The sequence below is a fragment of the Bradyrhizobium sp. WBAH42 genome, assembly GCF_024585265.1.
In the GTDB taxonomy this organism is placed as follows: Bacteria; Pseudomonadota; Alphaproteobacteria; order Rhizobiales; family Xanthobacteraceae; genus Bradyrhizobium.
Window position 1 is genome coordinate 4,496,901 of sequence record NZ_CP036533.1, and the last position, 25,451, is coordinate 4,522,351.

Below are 25,451 nucleotides of genomic sequence, written 5' to 3' on the forward strand. Positions count from 1 at the left end.
AGCGCCGATCTCTTGCCAGGGCGCGCCTTGCCTCATTGCGCGCGGATGTTGGCGGCCTTCAGCACGGGCTCCCATTTGGCCGCCTCCGCACGCATATAGGCATCAAACTCCTTGGGCGATGAGCCGACCGGGGTGGCGCCGATCTTGCCGAGCGTCGACAGCACGCTCGGATCTTGCAGCGCCGCCTTGAGATCGGTCTCGAGCTTCGCAACGATCTCCGGCGGCATCTTTGCAGGACCAAGCACGCCCCACCAGACCGAGACGTCGTAGCCGGGCACGCCGGCCTCGGCGATCGTCGGCACGTTTGGCAGCGCCTTGGAGCGTTCGGCCGAGGTCACGGCGAGCGCGCGGACCGGGCCGCCTTCGAGCTGGCCGATTGCTTCCGCGAGCGGATTGATGCTGAGCGGGATCTCGCCGGCGATGACGGCCGTCAGCGCCGGTGCGCCGCCCTTGTAGGGGATCGCGACGATCTTGGTGCCGGACATGTGCTTCAATAGCTCGCCGGCGAGATGCGCCGAGGTGCCGTTGCCGGACATGCCATAGGAGAGCTTGTCCGGCTCCTTCTTGGCCGCGGCAAGGAGATCGCCAAGTGTCTTGTAGGGGCTGTCCTTCGCCACCACGATCGCCAGTGGCGAGGAGGCGACCTCGGTAATGGCGGTGAAATCCTTGAACGTGTCGTAGGGCACGCTCGGATAGATGAACTGGTTGAGCGGATGACCGCTGGCGACCAGGATCAGCGTGTAACCGTCAGGCGCGGCTTGCGTCAGGGCTTGCGAGGCGACGATGCCGCCCGCGCCGGGACGGTTGTCGATCACCGGCTGCTGCCCCCAGGTCTTGGCCAGCGCCTGGCCCAGCGTGCGCGCGAGCACGTCGACCGCGCCGCCGGCGGCGTAGGGGACCAGAATGTGGACCGGCTTGCTCGGATAATTTTCGGCCTGCGCGGCGCTCCCGGCCAGCAGCAAGCCGGCACCCAGCATCAAGCCGCCGATCTTCTCGTTCAAACCCAGCATATGTCCCAGCACTCCTCGAAGGCATTCGCGTCCATCGATGGTCTCCACGCGGTCCCGCCATCACCACGTTCTTGTTGACGAGACCTGATCTTTTGTACGATAGTACAAATCACATGGTACGCAAGCCCACCAGCAAAGAAGCGGCCCGCAAGCCGAACATGCGCGAGGCGATCCTCGCCGCCGCGGAGGAGCTGTTCGCCACCAACGGCTTCAATGCCGTGTCGGTGCGCGACATCGCGCAAGCCGCCGGAGCGAATCCGGGCAGCGTGACCTATCATTTCAAGACCAAGGACGGTTTGCTGCTGGAGATCTACCGGCGCCATTGCGGGCCGATGAACCTGCGCCGCTCCGAGCTGCTCGCGGCCGCAAGGCGCGTGCGCGATCTCCAGGACCGGCTGGAGGCGATCGTGCGCGCCTATGTGGTCCCGGCCTTCACCTCGGGCAGCGATCTCGCCGGCGGCGGGGCGCGTTTCACGCGGCTGCGCGCGGTGATGTCGGCGGAAGGCAACGAGGTCGCGCGAAAGATCATCGCACAGACCTTCGACGACACCAGCCACGCCTTCATCGACGCGGTCCACGAGAGCCTGCCGCACATTCCGCGCACGGACATCGTCTGGCGCAGCCATTTCCTGCTCGGCGCTCTCTATTATTCGCTGGTGACGCCGGAGCGTGTGTCGCGCCTTTCGCGCGGCGAGGCGGACGGCAGCGATGCCGCGGCCGCCATCGAGCAATTGGTGCAGGCCACCGTCGCCGCGTTCCAGGCGCCGGCGCTGGACCAGGCCGCGCCGGCGCGGCGGCGGCCGATCGTCGCCAGCAAGACGTGAAGCGAGCGGGCTCGCTTCGGCGGTTTACGTGATGACGATGATGTATACGCCGACCATTCCACCGCCCGATCCGAACACGCGCACGCCGAAGTTCAGGCTGCCGAAGCTGTCATGTGATGCGCATTGCCATATCTTCGGGCCCGGCGCGAAATATCCTTACGCGCCGGAGCGTTCCTACACGCCGCCGGATGCGCCGCTGGAGGATTTTCGCGCGCTGCACGCCAAGCTCGGCGTGGAGCGCGCCGTCATCGTCAATGCCAGCGTGCACGGCACCGACAACAGGGTGGCGCTCGATGCCATCGCTGAGAGCAATGGCGCCTACCGTGCCGTCGCCAACATCGACGACACCATCACCGAGCGCGAGCTGCGCGTGCTGCACGAGGGCGGTTTTCGCGGCTGCCGCTTCAATTTCGTCCGCCATCTCGGCGGCGTTCCCGACAAGCGCGCATTCGACCGCATCGTCGCGATGGTCACGCCGCTCGGCTGGCACGTCGATCTGCATTTTGATGCGATCGATCTGCCCGAATATGCCGACATGCTGACGAGGCTGCCGCTGAACTACACCATCGACCATATGGGCCGAGTCAAGGCGGCGGACGGGCTCGACCAGCTGCCGTTCAGGATCCTAATCGAGCTGATGCAGCGCGACGAGAAGTGCTGGGTGAAGATCTGCGGTTCGGAGCGGGTCTCCTCGGCCGGTCCGCCGTTCACCGATGCGGTGCCGTTCGCGCGAAAGATCGTCGAGACCGCGCCGGATCGCGTCATCTGGGGCACGGACTGGCCGCATCCCAACGTCAAGGTGATGCCGAATGACGGCGATCTCGTCGATTTGATCCCGCTGTTTGCGCCGGAGCCGGAGCTCCAGACCAAGATTCTGGTCGACAATCCCGCGCGCCTGTTCGAGTTCGAGGCGTGACGCGCCTTCGCGACCGGCACGCTGTGCGGACATGCACTGTGGCCGCATGCATACGAACGAAAAGGAGTAGCCCATGAAAACAGGCCTCGTCGTCACAGCCCATCCCGGCGATTTCGTCTGGCGCGCCGGCGGCGCCATCGCGCTGCATGCGAAGAAGGGCTATCGGATGAAGATCGTGTGCCTGTCCTTCGGCGAGCGCGGCGAGAGCCAGTTCGCCTGGAAGGAGAAGGGCGCGACGCTGGAATCGGTGAAGGCCGGCCGCAAGGACGAGGCGGAGCGGGCGGCCAGGCTGCTTGGCGCCGAGATCGAGTTCTTCGACTGCGGCGACTATCCGCTGAAGCTGACGGAAGCGCATTTCGACCGGATGGTCGACATCTACCGCGAGCTCAATCCGAGCTTCGTGCTGACGCATGCGCTGGAAGACCCCTACAATTTCGACCATCCGAACGCGGCGCATTTCGCACAGGAGACCCGCGTGGTCGCGCAGGCCATGGGCCACAAGCCCGGCGCGCAGTACAAATATGCGGCGCCGCCGGTTTTCCTGTTCGAGCCGCATCAGCCCGAGCAATGCAACTACAAGCCCGACACGATCCTCAAGATCGACGAGGTCTGGAAGGAGAAGTACGAGGCGTTCCAGATCCTCGCCGCGCAGAAACATCTCTGGGGCTATTACGAGCGTGTCGCGCTCAACCGCGGCATCCAGGGCAGCCGTAACACCGGCGTTCCCATGACATATGGTGAGGCCTATCAGCGCCTGTTTCCGACCGTGGCGGAGGAACTCGCGTGAAGCCGGTCGTCGTTCGCAACATCAAGCGGGCCGATCCCGCCGGTATGGCGGAGTACGGCGTCTCCACCGTGCACGAGGTTTACGGCCGCATCGGCCTGATGAAGCCTTACTTGCGTCCGGTCTGGGCGGGCGCGTCGATCGCCGGTCCTGCGGTCACGGTGCTGGCGCAGCCCGGCGACAACTGGATGATCCATGTCGCCGTCGAGCAGTGCCGGAAGGGCGACATTCTGGTCGTCGGCTGCACCACTGATAATACTGACGGTATGTTCGGCGAATTGCTCGCGACCTCGCTTCAGGCGCGCGGCGTGCAGGGGCTGATCATCGATGCCGGCTGCCGCGACGTCAAAGCGCTGCACGAGATGAAATTTCCGGTGTGGTCGCGCGCGGTTTCGGCCAAGGGCACGGTCAAGGCGACGCTCGGCTCGGTCAACGTCCCCGTGGTCTGCGCCGGCGTCAATGTCGATCCCGGCGACATCGTTGTGGCCGATGATGACGGGGTTGTGGTGGTGCCGAAGCGCTATGCGGCCGAAGTCGCGGAGAAGGCGAAGAAGCGCAACGCGGATGAGGGCGGCAAGCGCAAGCGCCTCGCCGCGGGCGAGCTCGGCCTCGACATGTACAACATGCGCGAGGCCCTGGCGAAAGCGGGCCTCGTCTATGTCGACAATCCCGAGGAAGCCTAAAGGTACAAGAAGCGGAGCGGGCGGATGGATCGTCTCAAGCTGAAAGCCGTGCTCGGCAGCCACCCTCACGTCAAGGCGGTGAAGAGCGGCGAGCTCCGCTCCGACCTGTTCGAACTCGACTTCATCGCGTACACGCCGACCAATATGGCATTCAAGCCGATGGTGCGCGAGCAGGCCTTCGACGTCTGCGAGATGGCGATCGTCACCTATCTGATGGCGAAAGCGCACGGCAAGCCGCTGGTGCTGTTGCCAGCAACCATGCTCGGCCGCTTCCAGCATTCATATGCTCTCTATAATCCGGCGCATGGGACGCTCGGGCCGTCCGATCTCGAAGGCAAGCGCGTCGGTATCCGCTCCTTCACGACCACGACCGGCGCCTGGATCAGAGGCATCCTCGCCAACGACTACGGCGTCCATCTCGACAGGATTCGCTGGATCACCTTCGAGGATCCGCACGTCGCCGAATATGTCGACACCACTGAGCGCGCGCCGAAGGACAAGAAGATCCTGCAGATGCTGCTCGACGGCGAGCTCGATGCCGTCCTCGGCGAGACCTCCGATGACCCCAAGCTGAAGCCGCTGTTTCCTGATCCGGCCGCAGAAGCGGCCAGATGGTACGCGCGGCGCGGCGTGGTCCCGGTCAACCATCTCGTGGTCGTGACCGAGAGCCTAGCGAAATCGCGCCCCGACGTGATCGCGGGCGTTTATGATCTGTTGAAGCGGAGCAAGGCGCAGGCAGGGCCCGCGGCAACGCCCGACCTCGTTCCGTTCGGGATCGAGGCCAACAGGAAGCCGCTCGAGCTGATCATCGACTATGCATTCCAGCAGGCGCTGATCCCGCGCCGCTATGCGGTCGAGGATCTCTTCGACGAAACCACACGAGGACTGAACTGATGGCAGGTGATCCCAGGCGCTGGCAGATCGGGCTGGTCGGCTATGGCGAGGTCGGCCGGATTCTGGCCGAGGATTTGCGCCAGCAGGATATCAATGTCTCGGCCTACGACATCAAGCTCGGAGGCGAGCAGGGTGTGCCGCTGAAGGAGCATGCGGCGAAATTCGGTGTCGCTCTCGCAACCTCTCACGCGGAGCTGACCGCAAAATCCGATTTCATCATCTCAGCGGTCACGGCGAGCCAGGCCGTTCCGGTGGCAAAGGCCTGTGCCCCGGCGATCAACCAGGGCACCTGGTTTCTCGATTTCAACTCGGCCTCTCCCGGCGCCAAGCAGCGCGCGGCGGCGCTGATCGATGGTGCAGCCGGGCGTTATGTCGAGGGCGCGGTGATGACCTCGGTGCCGCCTTATCGCATCAAGGTGCCGCTCTTGCTCGGCGGGCCCGGCGCCAGAGAGCTCGAGCCGCTTCTGAACGTGATCGGCTTCGCGGCCAAGGTGGCCAGTGACAAGCTCGGCGTGTCCTCGGCCGTCAAAATGTGCCGCAGCATCATGATCAAGGGCCTCGAGGCCATGGTCATCGAGAGTTTTACGACCGCGCGCGCCTATGGTGTCGAGGATGCGGTGCTGGCTTCGCTTGCGGAAACGTTTCCCAGCATCGACTGGGAGAAGCAGGGTGCCTACTGCTTCCAGCGGGTGATCGAGCACGGCCGCCGCCGGGCCGAGGAGGTGCGGGAGGTTGCCGAGACCGTGCGCGAGGCGGGGCTGACGCCGTGGTCGGCGCAAGGCACGGCCGAGCGGCAGGCCTGGATGGCCGATCTCGCCGATGAGGGGCTGTTCGGGTTGAGGGGCAGCAGCGAGTTCGCCCGCAGTGCGGATTGGCGCACCGAGGCCGACCGGATACTTACCAGGATCAATCGGACGAAATAGTCAGCTCAGGACCGGGTCGCTGGCTTCGAAGCTCCCGACCTGGTCACGCGCGCGTTCGATCAGGTCGATCAGATTGCGGGATTTACGGACGAGCTGCTCCGTGGCCGGCTGAGTGCGGAACTCCGCCAGCACGGCGCGAACGCACTTGCTGGCGGCATCGAGCGTCCAGAGCGTACGGTTCACGTCGGCCTGGGTCTGGATAGCCGAGATATCGAGACCCGAGAGAACGTGGCCGATGCCGTCGAGCCGCTTCACCGCCGTATCGGTCGGCGTTCGGGCCTGGACGGAATGATCGATGCTGCTGAATGCGCTGAACAGACTCATACTTCCCCACTGAACGCAGATGGTCAGTGCACGTCCTAGTTATGGCGGGCGTGGCCTGCCTCGCAATGCGTTGGGCTACGGTCCGGGATTCTACCGAACTCGGGTGGGCGCCAACCGGCGGTAAAATCGAACTGCAGTGGCTCCGCCGCCAATGGGTTCGGCGCGCGATTCACGGGATATCGGGCGCCGAACCGCGGTCAGCTCTTGAACAGGGTCGGCCGCGCCCGCGCAAATGTCTGCCGGCCCTCCTTGAAGCCCATCAGGACGTCAGGCAGCTCGGCGATAGGGAATCGGCTGTCCTTCGTATCCAGCACGATCAGATCGGCGGGATTGCCGACCTTGATGCCGTAGTCGGCGAGGTTCATCAGCCGGGCTGGCAGCTCGGTCACGAGGTCTAGGCACGTGTCGAAGTCGCTGACCGAGGCGTGCGCGACATTGGCGTAGAAGTTCGCCATCCGCAGCAGCGAGGCATCGCCGAACGGCGTGAAGGGGTTGAGCACGTTGTTGGTGGCGACCGAGCAGAGCACGCCATCGCCGGCAAGCTTGTGGGCGAGGGTCAGCCCGCGCGGCGCGTTGTGCGTGGCCTCGCGCCCCATCAGATAGAGATCGGTCGCGGGCAGCACCGTGACCGCAACGCCCGATCTTGCCAGTTGCGCAGTGGCCGCCTTCATCCGGTCCGGCGGCAATGCCGACAGTTTTGTCGCATGGCCTATCGCGACGCGTCCGCCGTAGTTGCGCTGCTCGGTCTGGCGGCAGACCTCGTCGAGATGCCACCAGGAGGGATCGAGGTCGAAATCGAGATGGAGGTCGACGTCGACGTCGAATTCCTCGGCGAGATCGAAGATGCGCGCGAGATGGGCGTTCGGGTCGGTGTCCATGTAGGGACAGCCGCCGATGACCTCGCCGCCGTCGCGCAGCGCCTGGGCCAGCAGCTCCTCGGCTCCGGGATCGTTGGTCAGGCCTTCCTGCGGGAAGACGCAGAGCTCGAGATCAATCGCCCACGCGTAATCGCGCTTCAGCGCCTTGACCGCCTCGAAGCCGCGGAGGCCGATGCGCGGGTCGATCTCGACATGCGTGCGCATGCGCGTCGTGCCGTTGACGATGGCGCGTTCGAGCACTCTGGCGCCGCGCGCGTAGACGTCCTCGATTGTGAAGTCCTTCTTCATCCCGGCGACGGCGCGGATCGCGTCCGAGACGCTGCCGTGATCGTGGCCGCAGCGGCCGAGCAGGCAGGCCTTGTCGAGATGGATGTGGGTGTCGACGAAGCCGGGCAGGGCGAGGAGGCCGCCGAGATCGACCTCGGCGGCCTCGCAGGCCAGCTTTGGCGCGACCGCGGCGAAACGGCCGTCCTTCACGCCGATATCGACGGGTGCGGCGGAAGAGCGCAACAGCGCGTTGCGGAAGATCAGGTCGAAGGCGGTTTGGGTGGTCATGGCGTTGGATTCAGCCGGCGCAGCCTAGCGCAAGCCGTTGGAGCGGGCAGCTCCAGATTGTGTGCAAGGCTCGGGTCAGATTGTCCAAAAAATGTGCATGCACTTTTAGGCCCTGATTGTAGAATGGCGGCATCCGGAGAACCCCGCGATGTCCACTCCCGCAAAAGCCGAAAGCCCGATGACTGACGCAGAGATTGTCGAAGCCTATCTCACCGCTTCGATGATACCGGATCCCGACGCCGCTGCGACCTATATGAAGCCGGGCACGGTGATCACGTTCACCGGCGGTCGAACGTTCGACCATCCGCGCGGGCCGACCGGCTTCAACGCGAAGCGCTATCGCTGGGTCAAGAAGAAGATGGACCGGTTCGACGTCTGTCCGGGCCCGGACGAGACCGTCGTCTACAGCGTCGGCACGCTCTATGGCGAGTGGATGGACGGCACGCCGTTCGAGGGCAACCGCTATGTCGATCGCTTCGTGGTGAGGGGTGGGCAGATCGTGAAGATGGACGTCTGGAATGACAGCGCCGAGCGCATCCTCGTCCAGCGCGGGATCGAGGCCTAACTTCTTCGAGCCACCTTCGGCAGCTTGATCACCCGATTGCTCGTCACCTCGTCCGCGTAGGGTGCGAGGATGTCGAGCAGATCGCGGCCGCGCTGCGGAGTGGGGGCGACCAGTGCGCGATTGGCCACGGAATCCAGGTGATGATGCATCAATTCCATCACCTTGGCCGCGTCGCCCTTCGCCAGCGCTGCGATGATGGCGCGGTGCTCGTTGATGGCGCATTCGGTGGAATGCGGCCGGCTGTAGAGTGACAGCGTCAGGCAGCAGCGATAGGCGACCTCGCTGACATAGCGCACCAGGATCGGGCTGTTCGTCATGTGGGCGAGCAGAATGTGGAATTCGGTCGCGAGCCGGATCGACACCGCATCCGTCCCGCCGCGGGCGCGATCCTCGGCATCGACATGGGCGTTCAGCTCGGCGATCTGCGCCTTGGTCAGCTTGCCCGCGAGCTGGCGCACGACGAGGCGTTCGAGCTCGATACGGATGTCGAAGGCATCGCGCGCCTCCTGCCAGCTCGGCGTCGCCACCACCGCGATCCGGTTGCGGCGGAGTTCGACCAGGCCTTCGGCGGCGAGTTGGCCCAGCGCGTGGCGGGCAATGGTGCGGCTGACGCCGAAACGTTCGCCGAGCGCATCTTCCGGCAGCTTGGCGCCGGGCTCCAGCGCCTGCTCGATGATCGCGCGCCGGAGCGCGCGGCAGATCACGCTGACCTTGTCCGATGATTCCGAAGTCTTGCTGCTGGCGCGCGCCGCCATCGGCGAATCCCATAGGAGGTGAGATCTCTCTTTAGCACAGGCTCGCGCCGATTCAGCGCTTCAATTGCATGCAGTTCGGTTCCCGAACTGCCTAAATCGAATCCGGCGGTCTGGCGTGGGTTTCGGCTAGGTCGTTGATTTCGCGGGCCGCGGCCGCTGGCATCCGGTTTGCATGCACTTTGCCTGTGATGCGCATGCAACCCAACGCCCAGTTCGACGGCCAGCCCGTTCCCGAAGGCTCTGCGACGACCGCCATCGAGCTGTCCGAGGCCTCGGTGACCTTCGGGCGCGGCGACCGCGCCGTGCCTGCTTTGTCGAAGACCACGCTCAAGATTGCCGACGGCGAGTTTGTCGCACTGGTCGGCCCGTCCGGATGCGGCAAATCGACCATTTTGCGTCTGGTCAGCGGCCTGGTGCAGCCGACCAGCGGCGTCGTCATCGTCGGCGGCCGCGAGGTCGCGGCGCGGGCGATGCGGGTTGGCATGGCCTTTCAGAACCCGACCATGCTGCCCTGGATGACAATCGAGCGGAACATCATGCTGCCGCTGAAGATCGTCGAGCCGTTCCGCTCGAATTTCCGGAAGCTCCGCAAGACCGAGTTTCGCGACAAGGCCAACGCCCTGCTGGAGCAGGTCGGCCTCAAGGGCTTTGGCAATCGATATCCCTGGCAGCTCTCCGGCGGCATGCTCCAGCGCGCCAATCTCTGCCGCGCGCTGATCCACGAGCCGCGCATGCTGCTGCTCGACGAGCCCTTCGGCGCGCTCGACCAGTTCACCCGCGAGGAGCTGTGGGCGATCCTCCAGAACCTCTGGATGACACACAAGCCGACCGTGCTGCTGGTGACGCATGACCTGCGCGAGGCGGGCTTTCTTGCCAGCCGTATCTGCGTGATGAGCGCGCGTCCCGGCCGCATCCTCGACGACAGCTCCGTCGAGTTCGCGCGGCCGCGCACCGTTGCGATGACCTTCGAGCCGCATTTCGTCGCGCTGAACCAGAAGCTGCGCGCCTTCATCGAGGATGCGCGCAGCGCGGCCCAGCAGGGAGCAGGCTGATGTTCGGGATCGATATCAGGCAGAAGGCGTGGTCGGCGGGGCTGATCGTGCTGTTCTTCGTCGCCTGGGAGCTGTTCTGCCTGATGACCGGCATGTCCGACCTGGTGCTGCCGCGGCCCTCGCAGGTGTTCGTGACGCTGGTCCAGCGCTTCCCGGTGCTGTGGCCGCATATCGTGCAGACGCTCGCCACCACCATGCTCGGCTTCGTGCTTGGCGTCGCGCTCGGTGTCGCCCTCGGCGCGATCATCGGCGTCTCGAAGACGGCCTACGACACCTGCTATCCGCTGCTGATCGGCTTCTCCTCGATCCCGAAGGTCGCGGTGGTGCCGATCTTCGTGCTGTGGTTCGGCTCCGGCACGGTGCCGGCGGTGCTGACGGCACTGTCGATCTGCTTCTTCCCGATCGTCGTCAATATCGCTACGGGCCTTGCCACCACCGAGCCCGAGCTCGAGGACGTGTTGAAGGCGCTCGGCGCCAGCAAGCTCGACATCCTCTGGAACGTCGGCTTGCCGCGCACCATGCCGTTCTTCTTTGCTTCGCTGAAGGTCGCGATCTCCTATGCCTTCGTCGGCGCGGTGCTGTCGGAGACCGTCGCCTCCAACCGCGGCATCGGCAACGTCATGATGACCGCGTCCTCCAATTTCAACGTGCCGCTGGTGTTTGCCGGCCTGTTCGTGCTCGCCGGCCTCGGCGTCGCGCTCTACGTCGTGTTCTCGCTGATCGAAGGGCAGGTCACCGGCTGGGCCACCCGCAAGAACGACGTGATCGCCACCTGATTTCCTAAACCGTCACGCAACGAAGCTGAGGAGGTCTCGATGTTGAGGAAAGTCACCGCCGCGCTGCTGGGATTGGCGCTGTCCGCAGGGGCCGCCACGGCGCAGGACACCACGATCAAGTTCACGCTGGGCTGGAAAACCCAGGGTAGCGATGCCGCCTTCTTCTATGCCAAGGACAACGGCTTCTTCAAAGAGGAAGGCCTCAACGTCGTCATCGATCAGGGCGAGGGCTCCGGCGCCACCGTCACGCGCGTGATGTCCGGTGCCTACGACGCCGGCTTCGGCGACGTCAACGCCATCATCCAGAACGCCTCGACCAAGCCGCAGGAGGCGCCCGTCATGGTCTACATGATGTGGAATCAGCCGCCATTCGCGATCGTCGCCAAGAAGACCAGCGGCATCAACACTATCAAGGACTTCGAAGGCCACACGCTCGGCGGTGCGCAGGGCACGCCGACGACGCGCCTGTTGCCGGTGTTCACCCGCAAGAACGGGCTCGACGGCGAGAAGATCAAGATCTCCAACATGGCGCCGAACCTGCAGGAGCCGATGCTGATCAAGGGCGACATCGATGCGGCCCTGGTCTTCAACATCACCAGCTATTTCAACCTGGTGCTCAACCGCCAGGATCCGGACAAGGACTTCAAATGGTTCTCGTTCGGCGAGTATGGTCTCGATCTCTATTCGAACGGCGTGATGGTCTCCCGCAAGCTGATCGCCTCGAACCCGAAGGCCGTCGCGGGCCTCGTGCGCGCCATCAACAAGGGCGCGATCGCGGTTGCCAGGGACCAGAATGCCGGCATGAAGGCGGCGCTGAACTACGACAACCTCATCAACGCCGAGGTGGAGAAGCGCCGGCTGCAATATTCCTTCGAGAAGCTGATCGTCTCGGCGGAGATGAAGGAGATCGGCATCGGCGACATCAAGGACGACCGCATGACCCGCGCCATCGGCATCGTGGTCGAGGGCTATCAGCTCGCCCGCGCCCCGACGCCGGCGGAGGTGTTTTCGCGCGAATTCCTGCCGCCGCGCGCGGAGCGGGAGCTGGTGTATACTGCCAACTGAACTTGGAGGGACAGCGATGGCCACGGAGATCTCGGCAACCAGCCTGTTCCGTGGCCCTGACCGTGGCGTCAGCGACAACGTCGTGCTGCAGCACGACGGCGGCGTTATCACCGATATCTCGGAAGGCGCGGGGCCGGGGCCGCGCTCCTTCGTCATCCCCGCCTTCGTCAACGCCCATGATCATGCCCGCGCCACCGCCTCGTCCTTCGGCGCTGTCGGCATGCCCCTGGAAAGCTGGATTCTGCGTACCGCGCTGGGCGCGCCCGTTGATCCCTATCTGACCGCCGTCTCTGCGCTGGCCCGCTCCGCCAAGGCAGGCTGCGCGGCGATGATGGTCCACTACACGCGCCCGAGCGGGACGATGCCGCTGGTGGACGAAGCCAAGGCCGTTGCGAAAGCCGCATCCGACGTCGGCATCCGCATCGCGTTTGCATTGGCGGTGCGCGACCAGAACCCCATCGTCTACGGTGATGCCGAGCCGGTGCTTTCAGGGCTCCCCGGGAGCGATCGCAAGACCATCGAGGATCTCTTCGTTCGCGCGCCGATGTCGCCGAAGGCCTATATCGAGCTGACCGATGCGATTGCCGCAGCCATCGCCGGGCCGATGGTCGACGTGCAGCTTGGGCCCGCCGGCGTGCAATGGTGCTCGAAGCCGCTGCTGGAGGCGGTGGCGGAGAACTCCGCGCGGACCGGCCGCCGCATGCACATGCATCTGCTGGAAACAATGTACCAGCGCGCCTGGGCCGACCGGCATTTTCCCGACATGGTGCGCTGGCTGCGCGATGTCGGCTTTCTCTCGGAGCGGCTGACGCTGGCGCATTGCATTCACGCCCGTCCCGAAGAGCTCGAGATGATCGCGGCCTCCGGCGCGCGCATCGTCACCAATTTCAGCTCGAACATGCATCTGCGCTCGGGCCTTGCTCCGATTGCCGCCGCGCACAGATGCGGCTGCGCCATCACCGTCGGCGTCGACGGCCTGGCGCTGGACGAGGATGACGACATTTTGCGCGAGATGCGGCTGGTGCAGATGGTTCATGGCGGCGTCGGCTTCAAGGCGACGTGGACGCCGACCGAGATGTTTTCGTTCGCCGTCCGCAACGGCCGCCGCGCAACCGGCGCGCCTGGAAGTGGGGAGCTCGCCGCCGGCAATCCGGCCGACTACGTCGTGATCGATCTCGATCGGCTCGATCGAGACCAGATCATGCCGGTCGATCCCATGGCGCTGCTGTTTGCGCGTGGCAACGCGTCGCTGGTGAGGGAGGTCGTCGTCGCCGGCAAGACGATCGTGCGGGACGGGATCTGCGCCGGCATCGACCTGCCAGCCGTCGAGCAGGAATTGCGGGCGATGTACCGCGCCAATGTCGGCAAGCTCGACAGCTTCCGGCGGATGTGGCCGTCCCTGTCGGATCGGCTGAGCGGCTGGTTCGAGCAGCAGCTGACCTGCGAGTGACGCGCCGATGGGCCGCGACGGAATGTATATCAAACAGCGATAGCTGGTAGACGCAGCCGCGTCTGGCGCTCGACTGATCTGTAGGCTATCAGCTCCTCGATAGCTCGACGCCAATCCCCTTCGAGGAGCCCCTGATGCGCCTACCGACCGTTCTCCTGGCCCTGACATGTCTTGCGGGCGCAGCTTCAGCCGAAGACCTCACGGGCACGCTTCAGAAGGTGAAGGAGACCAAGAAGATCACGCTGGGCTATCAGGAGGCCTCGGTCCCGTTCAGCTATCTCGACGGCAACCAGAAGCCGGTCGGCTTTGCCATGGACATCTGCCTTGGGATCGTCGATGCCGTGAAGAAGCAACTCGGGATGCCCGACATTTCGGTCGAGACCGTCGCGGTGACGTCCTCGAACCGGATTCCCTTGATGGTCAACGGCACGCTCGATCTGCATTGCTCGGCGACCACCAACAATGCCGACCGCCAGAAGCAGGTCGCCTTCACCAACACGCATTTTCTCAGCGCGACGCGGTTCGCGGCCAGGAAGGCGGCGAACATCAAGACCATCGACGATCTCAAGGGCAAGGCGGTCACGGCGGTGGCGGGATCTGTGAACCTGACGCAGCTCGCCAAGGTCAACACCGAGCGCAATCTCGGCATCAACATCATGCCCGCCAAGGACCAGGCCGAGGCCTTCCTGCTGCTGGAGACCGACCGCGCCCAGGCCTATGCGCTCGACGACGTCCAGCTCGCGGTCGCGATCGCGCGGTCGAAGGAGCCGCAGGCCTACATGATCAGCGAGGAAGCGTTCTCCAAGCCCGAGCCTTACGGCATCATGCTGCGGCGGGAGGACGCGCCGTTCAAGGCGCTCGCCGATCGCGCCACCGCGGAGCTTTATGCCAGCCCGGAGATCGAGGTGCTCTACAAGAAGTGGCTGCAATCGCCGACGCCGCCGAACGGCCTCAACTACAACGTCCCGATGTCATCCGCCTTGCGCAACGCCTTCAAGAAGCCGAGCTCGAGCGCCGATCCTGACGTGTACGCGGTGAACTGAGGCGAGCTGGGCGCTGACGGGCGTTAGCCGACGCGGTACTCCCTGAAGCGCTCGCGCAGCGCCGATTTCAGCACCTTGCCGGTGCCGGTCATCGGGAATTCGTCCAGGAATTCGACGGCGTCCGGCAGCCACCAGCTCGCGAGCTTCGGACGCATGTGCTCGAGCAGCGTCTTGCCGTCGACCGTCGCGCCCTTCTTGCGGACGACGAGGAGCAGGGGGCGCTCCTGCCATTTCTCGTGGCTGATCGCGACGACGGCCGCTTGCAGCACATCGGGGTGGGACAGGGCGATGTCCTCGAGCTGGATCGAGGAGATCCACTCGCCGCCGGACTTGATCACGTCCTTGGAACGGTCGGTCAGCGTGACGTGGCCTTGTGGGTCGATCACGGCCATGTCGCCGGTGATCAGCCAGCCGTCGCGGTCGAGGCCCTCGTCCAGCTTCATGTAGCCGGAGGCGACCCAGGGGCCGCGGGCGCGCAGATGCCCGACCGTCTTGCCGTCGCGCGGCAGCTCGATGCCGGCGTCGTCGACGATGCGCAAATGCGTGCCGAAGCAGGCGCGGCCGGAGACCTGACGGCGGTCGAATTTCTCCGTCTCGCTGAGATGCTCCGAGCCTGGCCGCAGCCCCGGCATCGAGCAGCCCAGCGCCTCGGTCATGCCCCAGGCCTGGATGTAATCGACATTGTACTCGCGCTTGAGCTTCTCGACCATCGCGCGCGGCGGGGCCGAGCCCGACGACAACGTCGCCCGTAAGGTCGAGAATCTGTTGCCGGTCCGCCCGAGCCAATCGAGCAGGATCAGCCAGAAGCTCGGCACGCCCGCCGACAGCGTCACCTTCTCGCCTTCCAGCAATTCGTAGAGCTTGTCCGGCTCGTAGTTGCGACCGGGCAGCACGAGCTTCGATCCTGTATAGGGCGCGCTGAACGGCATGTTCCAGCCATTGCCGTGAAACAGCGGCGCCATCGGCATCATCACCTCGCGCACGCCTTCGACATGTCCGGACAGGAAGTCGAAATTGCAGCAGGTCATGGTCTGCAGGATCGCGGCGCGGTGCGAATAGATCACGCCCTTGGGATTGCCCGTCGTGCCCGAAGTGTAGCAGATCGTCGAGGCGGATTTCTCGTCGAACTCCGGCCAGGCGAAGCCGGCATCGGTCTCCTTCTCAAGAAGCTCTTCGTAACAATGCACATTCGTAAGCTTCGTCTCGGGCATTCGCTCGCGCGAGGACATCACGACATAAGCCTCGACCGTCTTCAGCTGCGGCGCGATCGCCTCCACGATCGGCAGCGTGGCGCGGTCGATGAAGAGCAGGCGATCCTCGGCGTGGTTGATGATGTAGACGAGCTGCTCGGGAAACAGCCTGGGATTAACGGTATGCAGCACGTAGCCCATGCCCGGCGCCGCATAGAACATCTCGAAATGCCGGTGCGTGTTCCAGGCCAGCGTTCCGACGCGGTCGCCTTGCCTCATGCCGAGCCGCTTCAGCGCCAGCGCCATGCGCCTGATGCGCGGATGGGCCTCGGCATAGGTGTAGCGATGGATGTCGCCCTCGATCTCGCGTGCGACGATCTCGGCTTCGCCATGATAGTCGGCCGCATATTGGATCAGGCCGCTGATCAGCAGCGGCATGTCCATCATCAATCCCTGCATGTTTCCCTCCGGATTGCCACGTCGTTGCATGGCGTAGGCTTGTGATTTGCGCTTGAGGTTAGCGGAACGTCACGCAGCGTTCACGTAAAAAACAATCAGCGTGATTGCATGCCGCGCTTTTTCGGCGCTAACGTGTCCGCGCTTTTTCGGCGCTAACGTGCGGTGAGCTGCCGGCGAAGCAGCATGGGCGGGAGGAATCGAATGTCAGCGGAAAGACACAAGACCGATGCAGCCGGCGCATCTACGGTTGATATTTCCGCCCTGCGTGCCCGTTATCGCGACGAGCGCGACCGCCGTCTGCGCGCCGAGGGCAAGGCGCAATATGTCGAGGCGACAGGCGAGTTCGGCCGTTATCTCGACGATCCCTGGGCCGATCCCGGCTTTGCGCGCGCAGCGATCAGTGAAGCGACCGAAGTGCTCATCGTCGGCGGTGGCTTCGGCGGCCTGCTGTGTGGCGCGCGGTTGCGCGAGGCCGGCATCGCGAATTTTCGCATCGTGGAAAAGGCCGCCGACTTCGGCGGCACCTGGTACTGGAATCGTTATCCCGGCGCCGCCTGCGATACCGAGAGCTATATCTATCTGCCGCTGCTGGAAGAGACCGGCTACATGCCGGTGCGCAAATATGCCCGGGCGCCGGAGATCTACGAGCATTCGCGCCGCATCGGCCGGCATTTCGGGCTGTACGAGCGCGCGCTGTTTCAGACCGTGATCTCGCGGATGACATGGCAGGAGCAGGAAGCGCGTTGGCTGGTCGAGACCGATCGCGGCGACCGGATCGCCGCGCGCTTCGTCATCCTCGCCGGCGGACCGCTCAGCCGTCCGAAGCTGCCGGGCATTCCCGGAATCGAAACGTTCAGAGGTCACAGCTTTCATACCAGTCGCTGGGACTACGGCTACACCGGCGGCAATGCGGACGGTGGCCTGACCGGCCTTGCCGACAAGCGCGTCGGCATCATCGGCACCGGCGCCACCGCCGTGCAATGCGTGCCGCATCTCGGTTGTTCGGCCAAGGAGCTCTATGTATTCCAGCGCACGCCGTCCGCGATCGGCGTTCGCGACGATCGTCCGACGGAGCCGGACTGGGCGCAGAGCCTCAAGCCAGGCTGGCAGCGCGAGCGCATGGACAATTTCACGGCCGTGATTTCAGGCGAGCCGTTCGAGCAGGATCTGGTGCAGGACGGCTGGACTGGCCTGCTCGGCGAGATCCTGCTGGCGCCGCGCCGGCAACCCCAGCCGGTGACCTCGCTGGAGGAGGCGCTGAAGGTGATCGAGCAGGCCGACTACCGCAAGATGGAGGAGATCCGCGCGCGCGTCGACACGGTGGTCAAGGATGAGGCGACCGCGGCAGCGCTCAAGCCCTGGTACAAGGCGTTCTGCAAGCGCCCCTGCTTCCACGACGAATATCTCGATACGTTCAACCGTCCCAACGTGCATCTGGTCGATACCGGGGGGAAGGGCGTCGAACGCATCACCGAGAACGCCGTCGTCGCCAATGGCAAGGCCTACGAGCTCGACTGCCTGATCTATGCCAGCGGCTTCGAGGTCGACACCGATTACGCGCGCCGCATGGGCTTCGAGGTCTACGGCCGCGACGGCATGAGCCTGTCCGAGCGCTGGCAGGACGGCGTCAAGACGCTGCACGGCTTCTACAGCCGCGGCTTTCCGAACTGCTTCCTGATCGTCACCGTTCAGGCGGGACAGAGCGCCAACTTTCCGCACATCATCGACGAGCAGTCGCAGCACATCGCCTATGTCGTCAAGGAGGCGCGCGAGCGCAAGGCACGCGCCCTGGAGCCGACGCATGCCGCCGAGAACGCCTGGGTCGAGGAGGTCGTCAAGGCCGCGCTCGGCCGCCAGACCTATCTCGCCGAATGTACGCCGGGCTACTACAACAACGAAGGCGTGTTCGATCCGATCGCGGCGAGAAACAGCCAATATTGGCGCGGGCCGGTGGCATTCCTGCGGCTGCTCGAGAAATGGCGCAAGGAGGGCAATCTGGAAGGTCTGGAATTGAGCTATGGGACCGCCGCGCCGGCCCAGGCTTGAGCGGCATGATCCCGGCCCCCACAGGTGCGACGCGACTCTACGTCATCGTCGGCGATCCCATCGCGCAGGTGCGCTCGCCGGCGGGCGTATCGGCCGCCTTTGCCGCGCGCGGGCACGACGGTCTGCTCGTGCCTGTCCAGGTGACGCCAGGGGATCTGCCTGACTTTCTCTCGGTGGCCGGGCGGCTGAAGAACCTCGACGGCATCGTCGTGACCATCCCGCACAAATTTGCCTGCTACCAGGCCTGTGCGAGCGCGACGGCACGCGCGCATTTCCTGCGGACCGTGAATCTGATGCGGCGGCGTCCCGACGGGGGTTGGCACGGCGACATGGTGGACGGCCTCGGCTTCGTCGGTGCGGCGCGGGCGACGGGCATCGATCCAAAGGGCATGCGGGCGCTGCTTGTCGGTGCGGGCGGGGCGGGCTCGGCGATCGCACTCGAACTGCTCGAGGCCGGCGTTCGCGAGCTTGCGATCCACGACAGTCTGTCCGAGCGGCGCGACGTACTGGTCGGCCAGCTCAACAGACTAGGCAAGGCACCGGTCCGGGTCGGCTCGGAGGATCCGGCCGGCTTCGACTTCGTCGCCAATGCCACGCCCGCCGGAATGAAGGATGGCGACCCGCTGCCGGTCGATGTGGCGCGGCTCGTACCGTCGACCTATTGCGGCTGCGTCATCACCAAGCCCGAAGTATCGCCCTTTATCGCAGCGGCCCGCAGGATCGGCTGCGTCACCGGGACCGGCACCGATATGTACCAGCAGCACCAGAGCATCATGGTGGATTTTCTGCTGGGCGCGGAGGGGACGTAAGGCGCCGGTGTCAAGGGCTTTGCGTGTATTGATTGTAGCATCCGGGACTTGAGCGAGTGCAACTGGCGTAGGATCATGCGATCTCGCGCGAGCCGGTCGCGCCATCCAGAGAGGACACGTAATGATGAAGGGCAGGACAGTCGCAACCGCGGTGATTGGCGCGACCGCGCTGCTTCTCTCGCTGCCTGTGGCCGAGGCCGCGCAATGCGGCAGCTCGCCGGCCGGCTTCGAGGCCTGGAAGCGCGAGTTCAGCGCGGAGGCGCAGGGCAAGGGCATCGGTCCCACCGCGCTGTCGGCGCTGATGCAGACGAACTATGCCAGCGCCACCATCGCGGCTGACCGCGGCCAGCGCAGCTTCTCGCTGACGCTCGACCAGTTCCTGGCCAAGCGGGGTGCCACCACCATCGTCGCCAAGGGCCGGCAGCTCAAGCAGTCACAGGCCGCCTTGTTCGCCTCGATCCAGCAGCGTTATGGCGTGCCGCCCGGGCCGCTGATCGCGATCTGGGGCATGGAGACCGGCTTCGGCAGCCAGCGCGGCAACCAGAACATGCTGTCGTCGATCGCGACCCTCGCATATGATTGCCGCCGTCCCGAATTCTTCACCGACCAGCTCTATGCCGCCCTGAAGCTGATCGACCGTGGTACGCTGTCGGGATCGACCCGCGGCTCCATGCATGGCGAGGTCGGCCAGACCCAGTTCATGCCCAAGAACATTCTGGCCTACGGCACCGGCAATCTCGAAGTTGCGGCCAATGCGCTGAACTCGACGGCGAATTTCCTCAAAGGCCATGGTTGGCGCGCGGGAGCCGGATACCAGCCGGGCGAGCCCAATTTCGCCGCGATCGAGGCCTGGAATGCTGCGGGCGTCTATCAGAAGGCGATCGCGCTGATGGGCCGGCAGATCGACGAGGGCGGGGGTGCTGCGGCCTCGCGATGAGCTCTGGCTCAGCGACGTGTGATGCGACGGCGCGAGAAAGTTGTTGCTATCTGGAACCGACGGCACGAGGTTTGCTTTGATCAAGTTCAGGGCTGGGCATGAGGAGACTCAACATGGCTACCCAGATCGTGATGGACCAGACTGGCGATACGCGCCACGAGTTTGATCCTGGCAATGCCGAAGCGCTGGCGCGAGCCGAACGGCGCTTTCGGGAGCTCACCGGAGCCGGCTTCACCGCCGCGCTTCGAACCGGACCCGGCGAAGTGACCCGGATCCGATCATTCGATCCGACCGCGCAGGAAACGCTGTTCTATCCCCGCCTGGTCGGCGGCTGATCTGAGCTGCTCATGATCGCGGCAGTTTGGCTTCGCGCGCCAGCGCGTGCGCGTCTGCATGCGCTGCGTGAACTCTATCGCCGCTTCTTCGGCGAGAATACGCCGGATGCCCGCGGCCGCCGGCTTCTGGCCGAATGGCTGTCGCCGGCGCAGCGCGCGCAATTCGAGCAATACCGGTATTTCGACGTCGTCGGTTGCGACACCGGCAGGATCTATCGCATTCACTACGGCACAGCCGCCAACGTCCACGAGGTCGACAGTGACGGGCGTGCGACGATGGGGTGGTGCTTCGTCCCGTCAGGCTTCCTGGTGCCGGGCGACGTGATGCTGGCGCAGAAGATCGCGCTCGAGACGGACGAGAAGGGGGCGCTTGCGCTCGCCAACCGGTTTCCGCCGGCGACGCATTCCGAGCACTTCTACCGACGGCCTTTCTAGCGTCGGGAAGGGGGCAACTTTCAGGAATGCGTGGTGCGGTAGGCGTCGAGCGCATGCGCCGCGAAGACGCCGATGCTGCACAGTGCGAGCAGGGCTGAGATCAGCTCGATCATCGCTCGTCCTCCCGTAGCGGCTGGGCAACGAGGTTCTGGCAGCACGAATATTCGTAGATCAGGTCGAGGATGAACTGCATGGTGGCCGTCCCTGTATTTATTTTGACAACCACTTAAGCCGCGATCTGTTTCAGGCGTGTTTCGTCGCATAGGGAAAGGGGTTTCACGAGGAACCTTGCGCTGGTTTGTGCGCTGCGGGCCCGCTATATCCCTCATGGCTCAGGCGATTTTGAGCCGTCTCTTCGGGAGCGGCGCATCATATTGCGAGGCAAAATCATGGCGCAGGTCGAGTGGTTCGACGATCTCACCATCGGAATGCGGTTCAAATCCCCCGAAGTCGTGGTCACCGAGGCCGACATCAAGCGCTTCGCTGCCGAGTTCGATCCGCAGCCGATGCATCTCGACCACGAGGCGGCGAAGCAGACCCTGTTCAAGGGGCTTGCCGCCTCGGGATGGCACACCGCCGCGATCGCCATGAACCTTGCGATCCAGACCCGTCCGTTCGGCCCGCATCCGCTGATCGGCGCCGGTGTGGACGGCCTGCGCTGGACCATGCCGGTGCGGCCCAACGACCGCCTGCATCTGGTCGGCGAGGTCATGAGCCTGACGCCGTCGAAATCGAAGCCGCAGGGGATCGCGCTGGTGAAATGGACCATGTTCAACCAGAACGGCGAGGAGGTTTACACCTTCACTCCGATCGCGATCGTGCCGCGGTCGGGATAGGACGGCCGCCGGCCATTCGCCTCGCCCTCTTGCGAGCCGCCGGCGGAGGTGGTCATCTCGGCGCGGGGAACGCGCTGGAGGCCGACATGAAACGATCTCTTCTCGCCGCCGGAATTCTCGCTTGCGCCTTGAGCGCAACCGTGTTGGGCCCAAGCGCTGCGCTTGCGCAACAATCCAAGGTCGGCGACTGGACCATCGAGAAGCGCACGCAGGACACCCACTGCAATGCCAGCCGCGGCTACAAGGACAAGGATGACGAGAACCGCGACTACGTCATCGTGATCACCTATTCCGAGCAGGCGATCGTGATCGTGATGATCTACGACGGTTGGGAATGGGACAAGGTCGGCGAGATCCTCCGGGCCGATGTCGGCACTGACGATGCCGACATCATGAAGAAGGCCAAGTGGGAGGTCATGGACAAGACCACGGTGCGCGGCATCTTCGCATACGACCAGTCGATCATGGATCGCCTCGCGAAGGCCAAGCGCCTCACGCTGGATTTCGAGGACGACGACGATGACAGCATCGAGATGCAGATCCCGCGAGCCGGCGAGGCGCTGGCGGCGCTGAAATTCTGCGAGGAGAACCGGAAATAATCGATCTACCTTGTTGGTCCCGCCGGGGGCGTGCCGCGGCGGGACGCTGTTCACTCGGCAGGCCCGTGGACCGGCGCCGCGCCGATGTCGCTGCCGTGATGGATCAGCGGCTTCATGCCCGTGACGGTTCGGAGCAGCACATAGAACACCGGCGTCAGGAACAGGCCGAACACGGTGACGCCGATCATCCCGGAGAACACGGCAACGCCCATCGCGCGCCGCATCTCCGAGCCGGCACCGGTCGAGAGCACCAGCGGCAGCACGCCCATGATGAACGCCATCGACGTCATCAGGATCGGGCGCAGCCGCAAGCGACTGGCTTCGATCGCGGCCCGGATCGGCGTGCGCCCGGCGAATTCGAGTTCGCGCGCGAATTCGACGATCAGGATCGCGTTCTTGGCGGAGAGGCCGACCAGCACGATGAGGCCGATCTGGGTGAAGACGTTGTTGTCGCCCTTGGAGATCCAGACGCCGAACATCGCGGCGAGCAAGCCCATCGGCACGATCATGATGATCGACAGCGGCAGGGTCAGGCTCTCATAGAGCGCGGCCAGCACCAGGAACACCAGCAGGATCGCCAGCGGAAACACCCAGATGCCGGAATTGCCGGCGATGAACTCCTGATAGGTCAGGTCGGTCCATTCGAAGGCAAAGCCCGGCGGCAGCACCTCCGCGGCGATCCGCGTCGCCGCCTCCTGTGCCTGTCCCGACGAGAAGCCGGGCGCGGCCGCCGCGTTGATGTCGGACGACAGGAAGCCGTTGTAGCGGATCGCGCGCTCCGGTCCCGCGCTCTGGCGGATCTTGAGCAGCGCCGACAATGGCACCATGTCGCCGGACGACGAGCGCACCTTCAATTGCCGGATGTCGTCGGCGCGGGCGCGGAACGGCGCGTCGGCCTGCACGCGGACGGAATAGGTGCGGCCGAACTTGTTGAAGTCGTTAACGTAGTAGGAGCCGAGGTAGATCTGCAGCGTGTTGAACACCTCCGTCACGGGCACGCCGAGCTGAAGCGCCTTGGTGCGGTCGATGTCGGCGAACAGCTGGGGCACGTTGACCTGGAAGCTTGAGAACACGCCGGCGATCTCCGGCGCCTTCTGCATCGCAGCCATGAAGGCGTTGGTCGCCTCGTTCAGGGCGTCATAGCCGAGACCGGCGCGGTCCTCGATCTGCAGCTTGAAGCCGCCGATGGTGCCGAGGCCGTTGACGGGCGGCGGCGGGAACATGGCGATGAAGGCTTCCTGGATCCCGGCATATTTCTTGTTCAGCTCGGCCGCAATCGCATTCCCGCTCAGGGCCGCATCCTTGCGCTCGTCGAACGGCTTCAGCGTCGAGAACACGATGCCGGCGTTGGAGGAGTTGGTGAAGCCGGAGATCGACAGGCCCGGGAAGGCTACCGAACTCTCGACACCGGGCTGGGTCAGCGCGATGTCGCTCATCTTGCGGATCACCTCCTCGCTGCGGTCGAGCGTGGCGCCATCGGGCAGGCGGGCGAAGCCGACGAGGTACTGCTTGTCCTGGCCCGGCACGAAGCCGCTCGGCACCTGCTGGAACAGAAACGCCGTCAGCCCGACCAGCACCACATAGAGGCCCATCACCGCGGCCTTGCCCGAGATCACCTTGCCGACGGTGCCGCTGTAATTGTCCGAGGAACGCGTGAAGGCCTTGTTGAAGCCGCGGAAGAACCAACCGAGGCTCTTTTCCATGATCAGCGTCAGCCGGTCCTTCGGTTCGTTGTGGCCCTTGAGCAGCAGCGCCGACAATGCCGGTGACAGCGTCAGCGAATTGATGGCGGAGATCACGGTCGAGATCGCGATCGTCAGCGCGAACTGCTTGTAGAATTGCCCGGTGAGACCGGAGATGAAGGCGAGCGGCACGAACACCGCGATCAGCACCAGCGCGATCGCGATGATCGGGCCCGAGACCTCGCGCATCGCTTGATAGGTGGCATCCCGCGGCGACAGCCCCGCTTCGATGTTGCGCTCGACGTTCTCGACCACGACGATGGCGTCGTCGACGACGATGCCGATGGCGAGCACGAGACCAAACAGGCTGAGCGCGTTGATGGAGAAGCCGAACACGTGCATCACCGCGAACGTGCCCACGATCGACACCGGCACGGCCAGCAGCGGAATGATCGAGGCCCGCCAGGTCTGCAGGAACAGGATCACCACCAGCACCACCAGCGCGATCGCCTCCAAGAGCGTGTGGATCACGGCCTCGATCGAGGAGCGGACGAATTGGGTGGGATCGTAGACGATCTGGTAGGACACGCCCTCCGGCATGTTCTTCTTGATCTCCGCCATGGTGGCGCGGACATTGTCGGAAATCTGCAGCGCGTTGGAGCCGGGCGCCTGGAAGATCGGGATCGCCACCGCCTGCTTGTTGTCGAGCAGCGAGCGCAGTCCGTATTCGGAAGCGCCAAGCTCGATGCGCGCGACGTCGCGCAACCGCACGACCTCGCCGCGCGTACCGGTCTTGACCACGATGTCGCCGAACTGCTCCTCGTTAGCGAGCCGGCCTTCCGCATTGACCGAGAGTTGGAGATCGATGCCCTTGACGTTCGGGGAGGAGCCGACCACGCCGGCGGCGGCCTCGACGTTCTGCGCCTGGATCGCCCGCACGATGTCGCTCGCGGTGAGCCCATGCTCGGCGGCCTTCTGCGGATCGACCCAGACCCGCATCGAATAGTCGCCGGCGCCATAGAGCTGGACGTCGCCGACGCCGTCGATCCGCGCCAGCCGGTCCTTGACGTTGAGCACCGCGTAATTGCGCAAGTACGTCATGTCGTAGCGGCCGTTCGGCGACAACAGATGCACGACCATGGTGAGGTCGGGCGACGACTTCTTGGTGATGATGCCGAGCTGGCGCACCACGTTGGGCAGGCGCGGCTCGGCCTGCTGCACCCGGTTCTGCACCAGCTGCGTCGCTTTGTCGGGATCGGTGCCGAGCCGGAACGTCACCGTCAGCGTCATCGCGCCGTCAGTGGTCGCCTGGCTCGACATGTAGAGCATGTTTTCGACGCCGTTGATCTGCTCCTCGATCGGGGTCGCCACCGTCTCCGCGATCACCTTGGGGTTGGCGCCGGGATAGCTTGCGCGCACCACGACGGAGGGCGGCACCACGTCCGGATATTCCGAGATCGGCATCGCGAACAGCGAGATCAGCCCGGCGAGGAAGATCAGGACCGACAGCACGCCGGCGAAAATCGGACGGTCGATGAAGAACTTTGAGAGATTCATGGCCTTGCCCCCTCCGTCATTCCGGGGCGCGCGCGAACCCGGAATCCAGAAGTGAAGTAATCGGAGTTT

Annotated in this window: 25 protein-coding genes; 19 read left to right on the plus strand and 6 right to left on the minus strand. The window is 64.8% G+C overall.

Going from position 1 to position 25,451, the window contains the following annotated elements:
• Nucleotides 1–32 precede the first annotated feature (32 nt).
• A complete protein-coding gene (locus DCG74_RS20800) occupies nt 33–1,010 on the minus strand; it encodes a tripartite tricarboxylate transporter substrate binding protein (RefSeq protein ID WP_172786264.1) in 978 nt (325 codons plus the stop codon).
• A gap of 113 nt (nt 1,011–1,123) precedes the next feature.
• Between DCG74_RS20800 and DCG74_RS20805 the strand changes: the two genes are divergently transcribed.
• The 6 genes from DCG74_RS20805 (at nt 1,124) to DCG74_RS20830 (ending at nt 6,034) form a co-directional block, all read left to right on the plus strand.
• Complete coding sequence (locus tag DCG74_RS20805) at nt 1,124–1,834, plus strand: TetR/AcrR family transcriptional regulator (protein WP_172786265.1); 711 nt, start codon at nt 1,124–1,126, stop codon at nt 1,832–1,834.
• A gap of 31 nt (nt 1,835–1,865) precedes the next feature.
• The gene (locus DCG74_RS20810) at nt 1,866–2,750 is read left to right on the plus strand and encodes an amidohydrolase (RefSeq protein ID WP_172786266.1); all 885 of its coding nucleotides are present in this window, start codon (nt 1,866–1,868) and stop codon (nt 2,748–2,750) included.
• A 73-nt stretch (nt 2,751–2,823) separates the two neighbouring features.
• On the plus strand, nt 2,824–3,537 hold the full coding sequence (locus DCG74_RS20815; protein WP_172786267.1) for a PIG-L deacetylase family protein: 714 nt from the start codon (nt 2,824–2,826) through the stop codon (nt 3,535–3,537).
• Nucleotides 3,534–4,217, plus strand: coding sequence for a 4-carboxy-4-hydroxy-2-oxoadipate aldolase/oxaloacetate decarboxylase (locus tag DCG74_RS20820; protein WP_172786268.1), 684 nt, complete (start codon nt 3,534–3,536; stop codon nt 4,215–4,217). The genes DCG74_RS20815 and DCG74_RS20820 overlap by 4 nt, the downstream gene beginning before the upstream one ends.
• A gap of 24 nt (nt 4,218–4,241) precedes the next feature.
• On the plus strand, nt 4,242–5,111 hold the full coding sequence (locus DCG74_RS20825; protein ID WP_172786269.1) for a hypothetical protein: 870 nt from the start codon (nt 4,242–4,244) through the stop codon (nt 5,109–5,111).
• Nucleotides 5,111–6,034: an NAD(P)-dependent oxidoreductase gene (locus DCG74_RS20830; RefSeq protein ID WP_172786270.1), complete on the plus strand. Its 924-nt coding sequence runs from the start codon at nt 5,111–5,113 to the stop codon at nt 6,032–6,034. The genes DCG74_RS20825 and DCG74_RS20830 overlap by 1 nt, the downstream gene beginning before the upstream one ends.
• Here the strand turns inward: DCG74_RS20830 and DCG74_RS20835 are convergent, their stop codons facing one another.
• Together DCG74_RS20835 and DCG74_RS20840 are read right to left on the minus strand one after the other, a co-directional pair.
• A complete protein-coding gene (locus DCG74_RS20835; protein ID WP_373569491.1) occupies nt 6,035–6,358 on the minus strand; it encodes a hypothetical protein in 324 nt (107 codons plus the stop codon).
• A gap of 197 nt (nt 6,359–6,555) precedes the next feature.
• Complete coding sequence (locus DCG74_RS20840; protein ID WP_172786271.1) at nt 6,556–7,791, minus strand: amidohydrolase family protein; 1,236 nt, start codon at nt 7,789–7,791, stop codon at nt 6,556–6,558.
• A gap of 148 nt (nt 7,792–7,939) precedes the next feature.
• On the opposite strand from DCG74_RS20840, the gene DCG74_RS20845 reads away from it, so the two are divergent.
• The gene (locus DCG74_RS20845) at nt 7,940–8,356 is read left to right on the plus strand and encodes a nuclear transport factor 2 family protein (protein WP_172786272.1); all 417 of its coding nucleotides are present in this window, start codon (nt 7,940–7,942) and stop codon (nt 8,354–8,356) included.
• Here the strand turns inward: DCG74_RS20845 and DCG74_RS20850 are convergent.
• On the minus strand, nt 8,353–9,111 hold the full coding sequence (locus DCG74_RS20850; protein WP_172786273.1) for a GntR family transcriptional regulator: 759 nt from the start codon (nt 9,109–9,111) through the stop codon (nt 8,353–8,355). The genes DCG74_RS20845 and DCG74_RS20850 overlap by 4 nt on opposite strands.
• A gap of 188 nt (nt 9,112–9,299) precedes the next feature.
• Between DCG74_RS20850 and DCG74_RS20855 the strand changes: the two genes are divergently transcribed.
• The 5 genes from DCG74_RS20855 (at nt 9,300) to DCG74_RS20875 (ending at nt 14,497) form a co-directional block, all read left to right on the plus strand.
• Nucleotides 9,300–10,163 (plus strand): ABC transporter ATP-binding protein, encoded by an 864-nt coding sequence (locus tag DCG74_RS20855; protein WP_172786274.1) that lies wholly within the window; start codon nt 9,300–9,302, stop codon nt 10,161–10,163.
• Nucleotides 10,163–10,939 carry an ABC transporter permease gene (locus tag DCG74_RS20860; RefSeq protein ID WP_172786275.1) on the plus strand — a complete coding sequence of 259 codons (777 nt, stop codon included), beginning with the start codon at nt 10,163–10,165 and terminating at the stop codon, nt 10,937–10,939. Before DCG74_RS20855 ends, DCG74_RS20860 begins: the two co-directional genes overlap by 1 nt.
• A gap of 39 nt (nt 10,940–10,978) precedes the next feature.
• Entirely contained in the window at nt 10,979–12,004 is a 1,026-nt protein-coding gene (locus DCG74_RS20865; RefSeq protein WP_172786276.1) for an ABC transporter substrate-binding protein, read from the plus strand.
• A 16-nt stretch (nt 12,005–12,020) separates the two neighbouring features.
• On the plus strand, nt 12,021–13,454 hold the full coding sequence (locus DCG74_RS20870) for an amidohydrolase family protein (RefSeq protein WP_172786277.1): 1,434 nt from the start codon (nt 12,021–12,023) through the stop codon (nt 13,452–13,454).
• Nucleotides 13,455–13,588: 134 nt separating this feature from the next.
• On the plus strand, nt 13,589–14,497 hold the full coding sequence (locus DCG74_RS20875; RefSeq protein WP_172786278.1) for an amino acid ABC transporter substrate-binding protein: 909 nt from the start codon (nt 13,589–13,591) through the stop codon (nt 14,495–14,497).
• Between the two features lie 23 nt (nt 14,498–14,520).
• Here DCG74_RS20875 and DCG74_RS20880 read toward each other — a convergent pair whose 3' ends face one another.
• On the minus strand, nt 14,521–16,146 hold the full coding sequence (locus tag DCG74_RS20880; RefSeq protein WP_172786279.1) for a long-chain fatty acid--CoA ligase: 1,626 nt from the start codon (nt 16,144–16,146) through the stop codon (nt 14,521–14,523).
• Nucleotides 16,147–16,347: 201 nt separating this feature from the next.
• Here DCG74_RS20880 and DCG74_RS20885 point away from each other — a divergent pair, with 201 nt between their 5' ends.
• From DCG74_RS20885 to DCG74_RS20915, 7 genes are all read left to right on the plus strand, one after another.
• The gene (locus DCG74_RS20885) at nt 16,348–18,192 is read left to right on the plus strand and encodes an NAD(P)/FAD-dependent oxidoreductase (protein WP_172786280.1); all 1,845 of its coding nucleotides are present in this window, start codon (nt 16,348–16,350) and stop codon (nt 18,190–18,192) included.
• A 5-nt stretch (nt 18,193–18,197) separates the two neighbouring features.
• On the plus strand, nt 18,198–19,001 hold the full coding sequence (locus DCG74_RS20890) for a shikimate dehydrogenase (RefSeq protein ID WP_172786281.1): 804 nt from the start codon (nt 18,198–18,200) through the stop codon (nt 18,999–19,001).
• A gap of 121 nt (nt 19,002–19,122) precedes the next feature.
• Nucleotides 19,123–19,938, plus strand: coding sequence for a lytic transglycosylase domain-containing protein (locus DCG74_RS20895; protein WP_172786282.1), 816 nt, complete (start codon nt 19,123–19,125; stop codon nt 19,936–19,938).
• Between the two features lie 113 nt (nt 19,939–20,051).
• Entirely contained in the window at nt 20,052–20,273 is a 222-nt protein-coding gene (locus DCG74_RS20900; protein WP_007592399.1) for a hypothetical protein, read from the plus strand.
• Nucleotides 20,274–20,285: 12 nt separating this feature from the next.
• Nucleotides 20,286–20,708, plus strand: coding sequence for a hypothetical protein (locus DCG74_RS20905; RefSeq protein ID WP_172786283.1), 423 nt, complete (start codon nt 20,286–20,288; stop codon nt 20,706–20,708).
• A 389-nt stretch (nt 20,709–21,097) separates the two neighbouring features.
• Nucleotides 21,098–21,544 carry a MaoC family dehydratase gene (locus tag DCG74_RS20910; RefSeq protein WP_172786284.1) on the plus strand — a complete coding sequence of 149 codons (447 nt, stop codon included), beginning with the start codon at nt 21,098–21,100 and terminating at the stop codon, nt 21,542–21,544.
• An 86-nt stretch (nt 21,545–21,630) separates the two neighbouring features.
• Nucleotides 21,631–22,143, plus strand: a complete 513-nt coding sequence (locus tag DCG74_RS20915) for a hypothetical protein (RefSeq protein ID WP_172786285.1) — start codon at nt 21,631–21,633, stop codon at nt 22,141–22,143.
• A 50-nt stretch (nt 22,144–22,193) separates the two neighbouring features.
• On the opposite strand, the gene DCG74_RS20920 is transcribed toward DCG74_RS20915, so the two are convergent.
• Nucleotides 22,194–25,382 (minus strand): efflux RND transporter permease subunit, encoded by a 3,189-nt coding sequence (locus DCG74_RS20920; RefSeq protein WP_172786286.1) that lies wholly within the window; start codon nt 25,380–25,382, stop codon nt 22,194–22,196.
• Between the last annotated feature and the right edge of the window lie 69 nt (nt 25,383–25,451).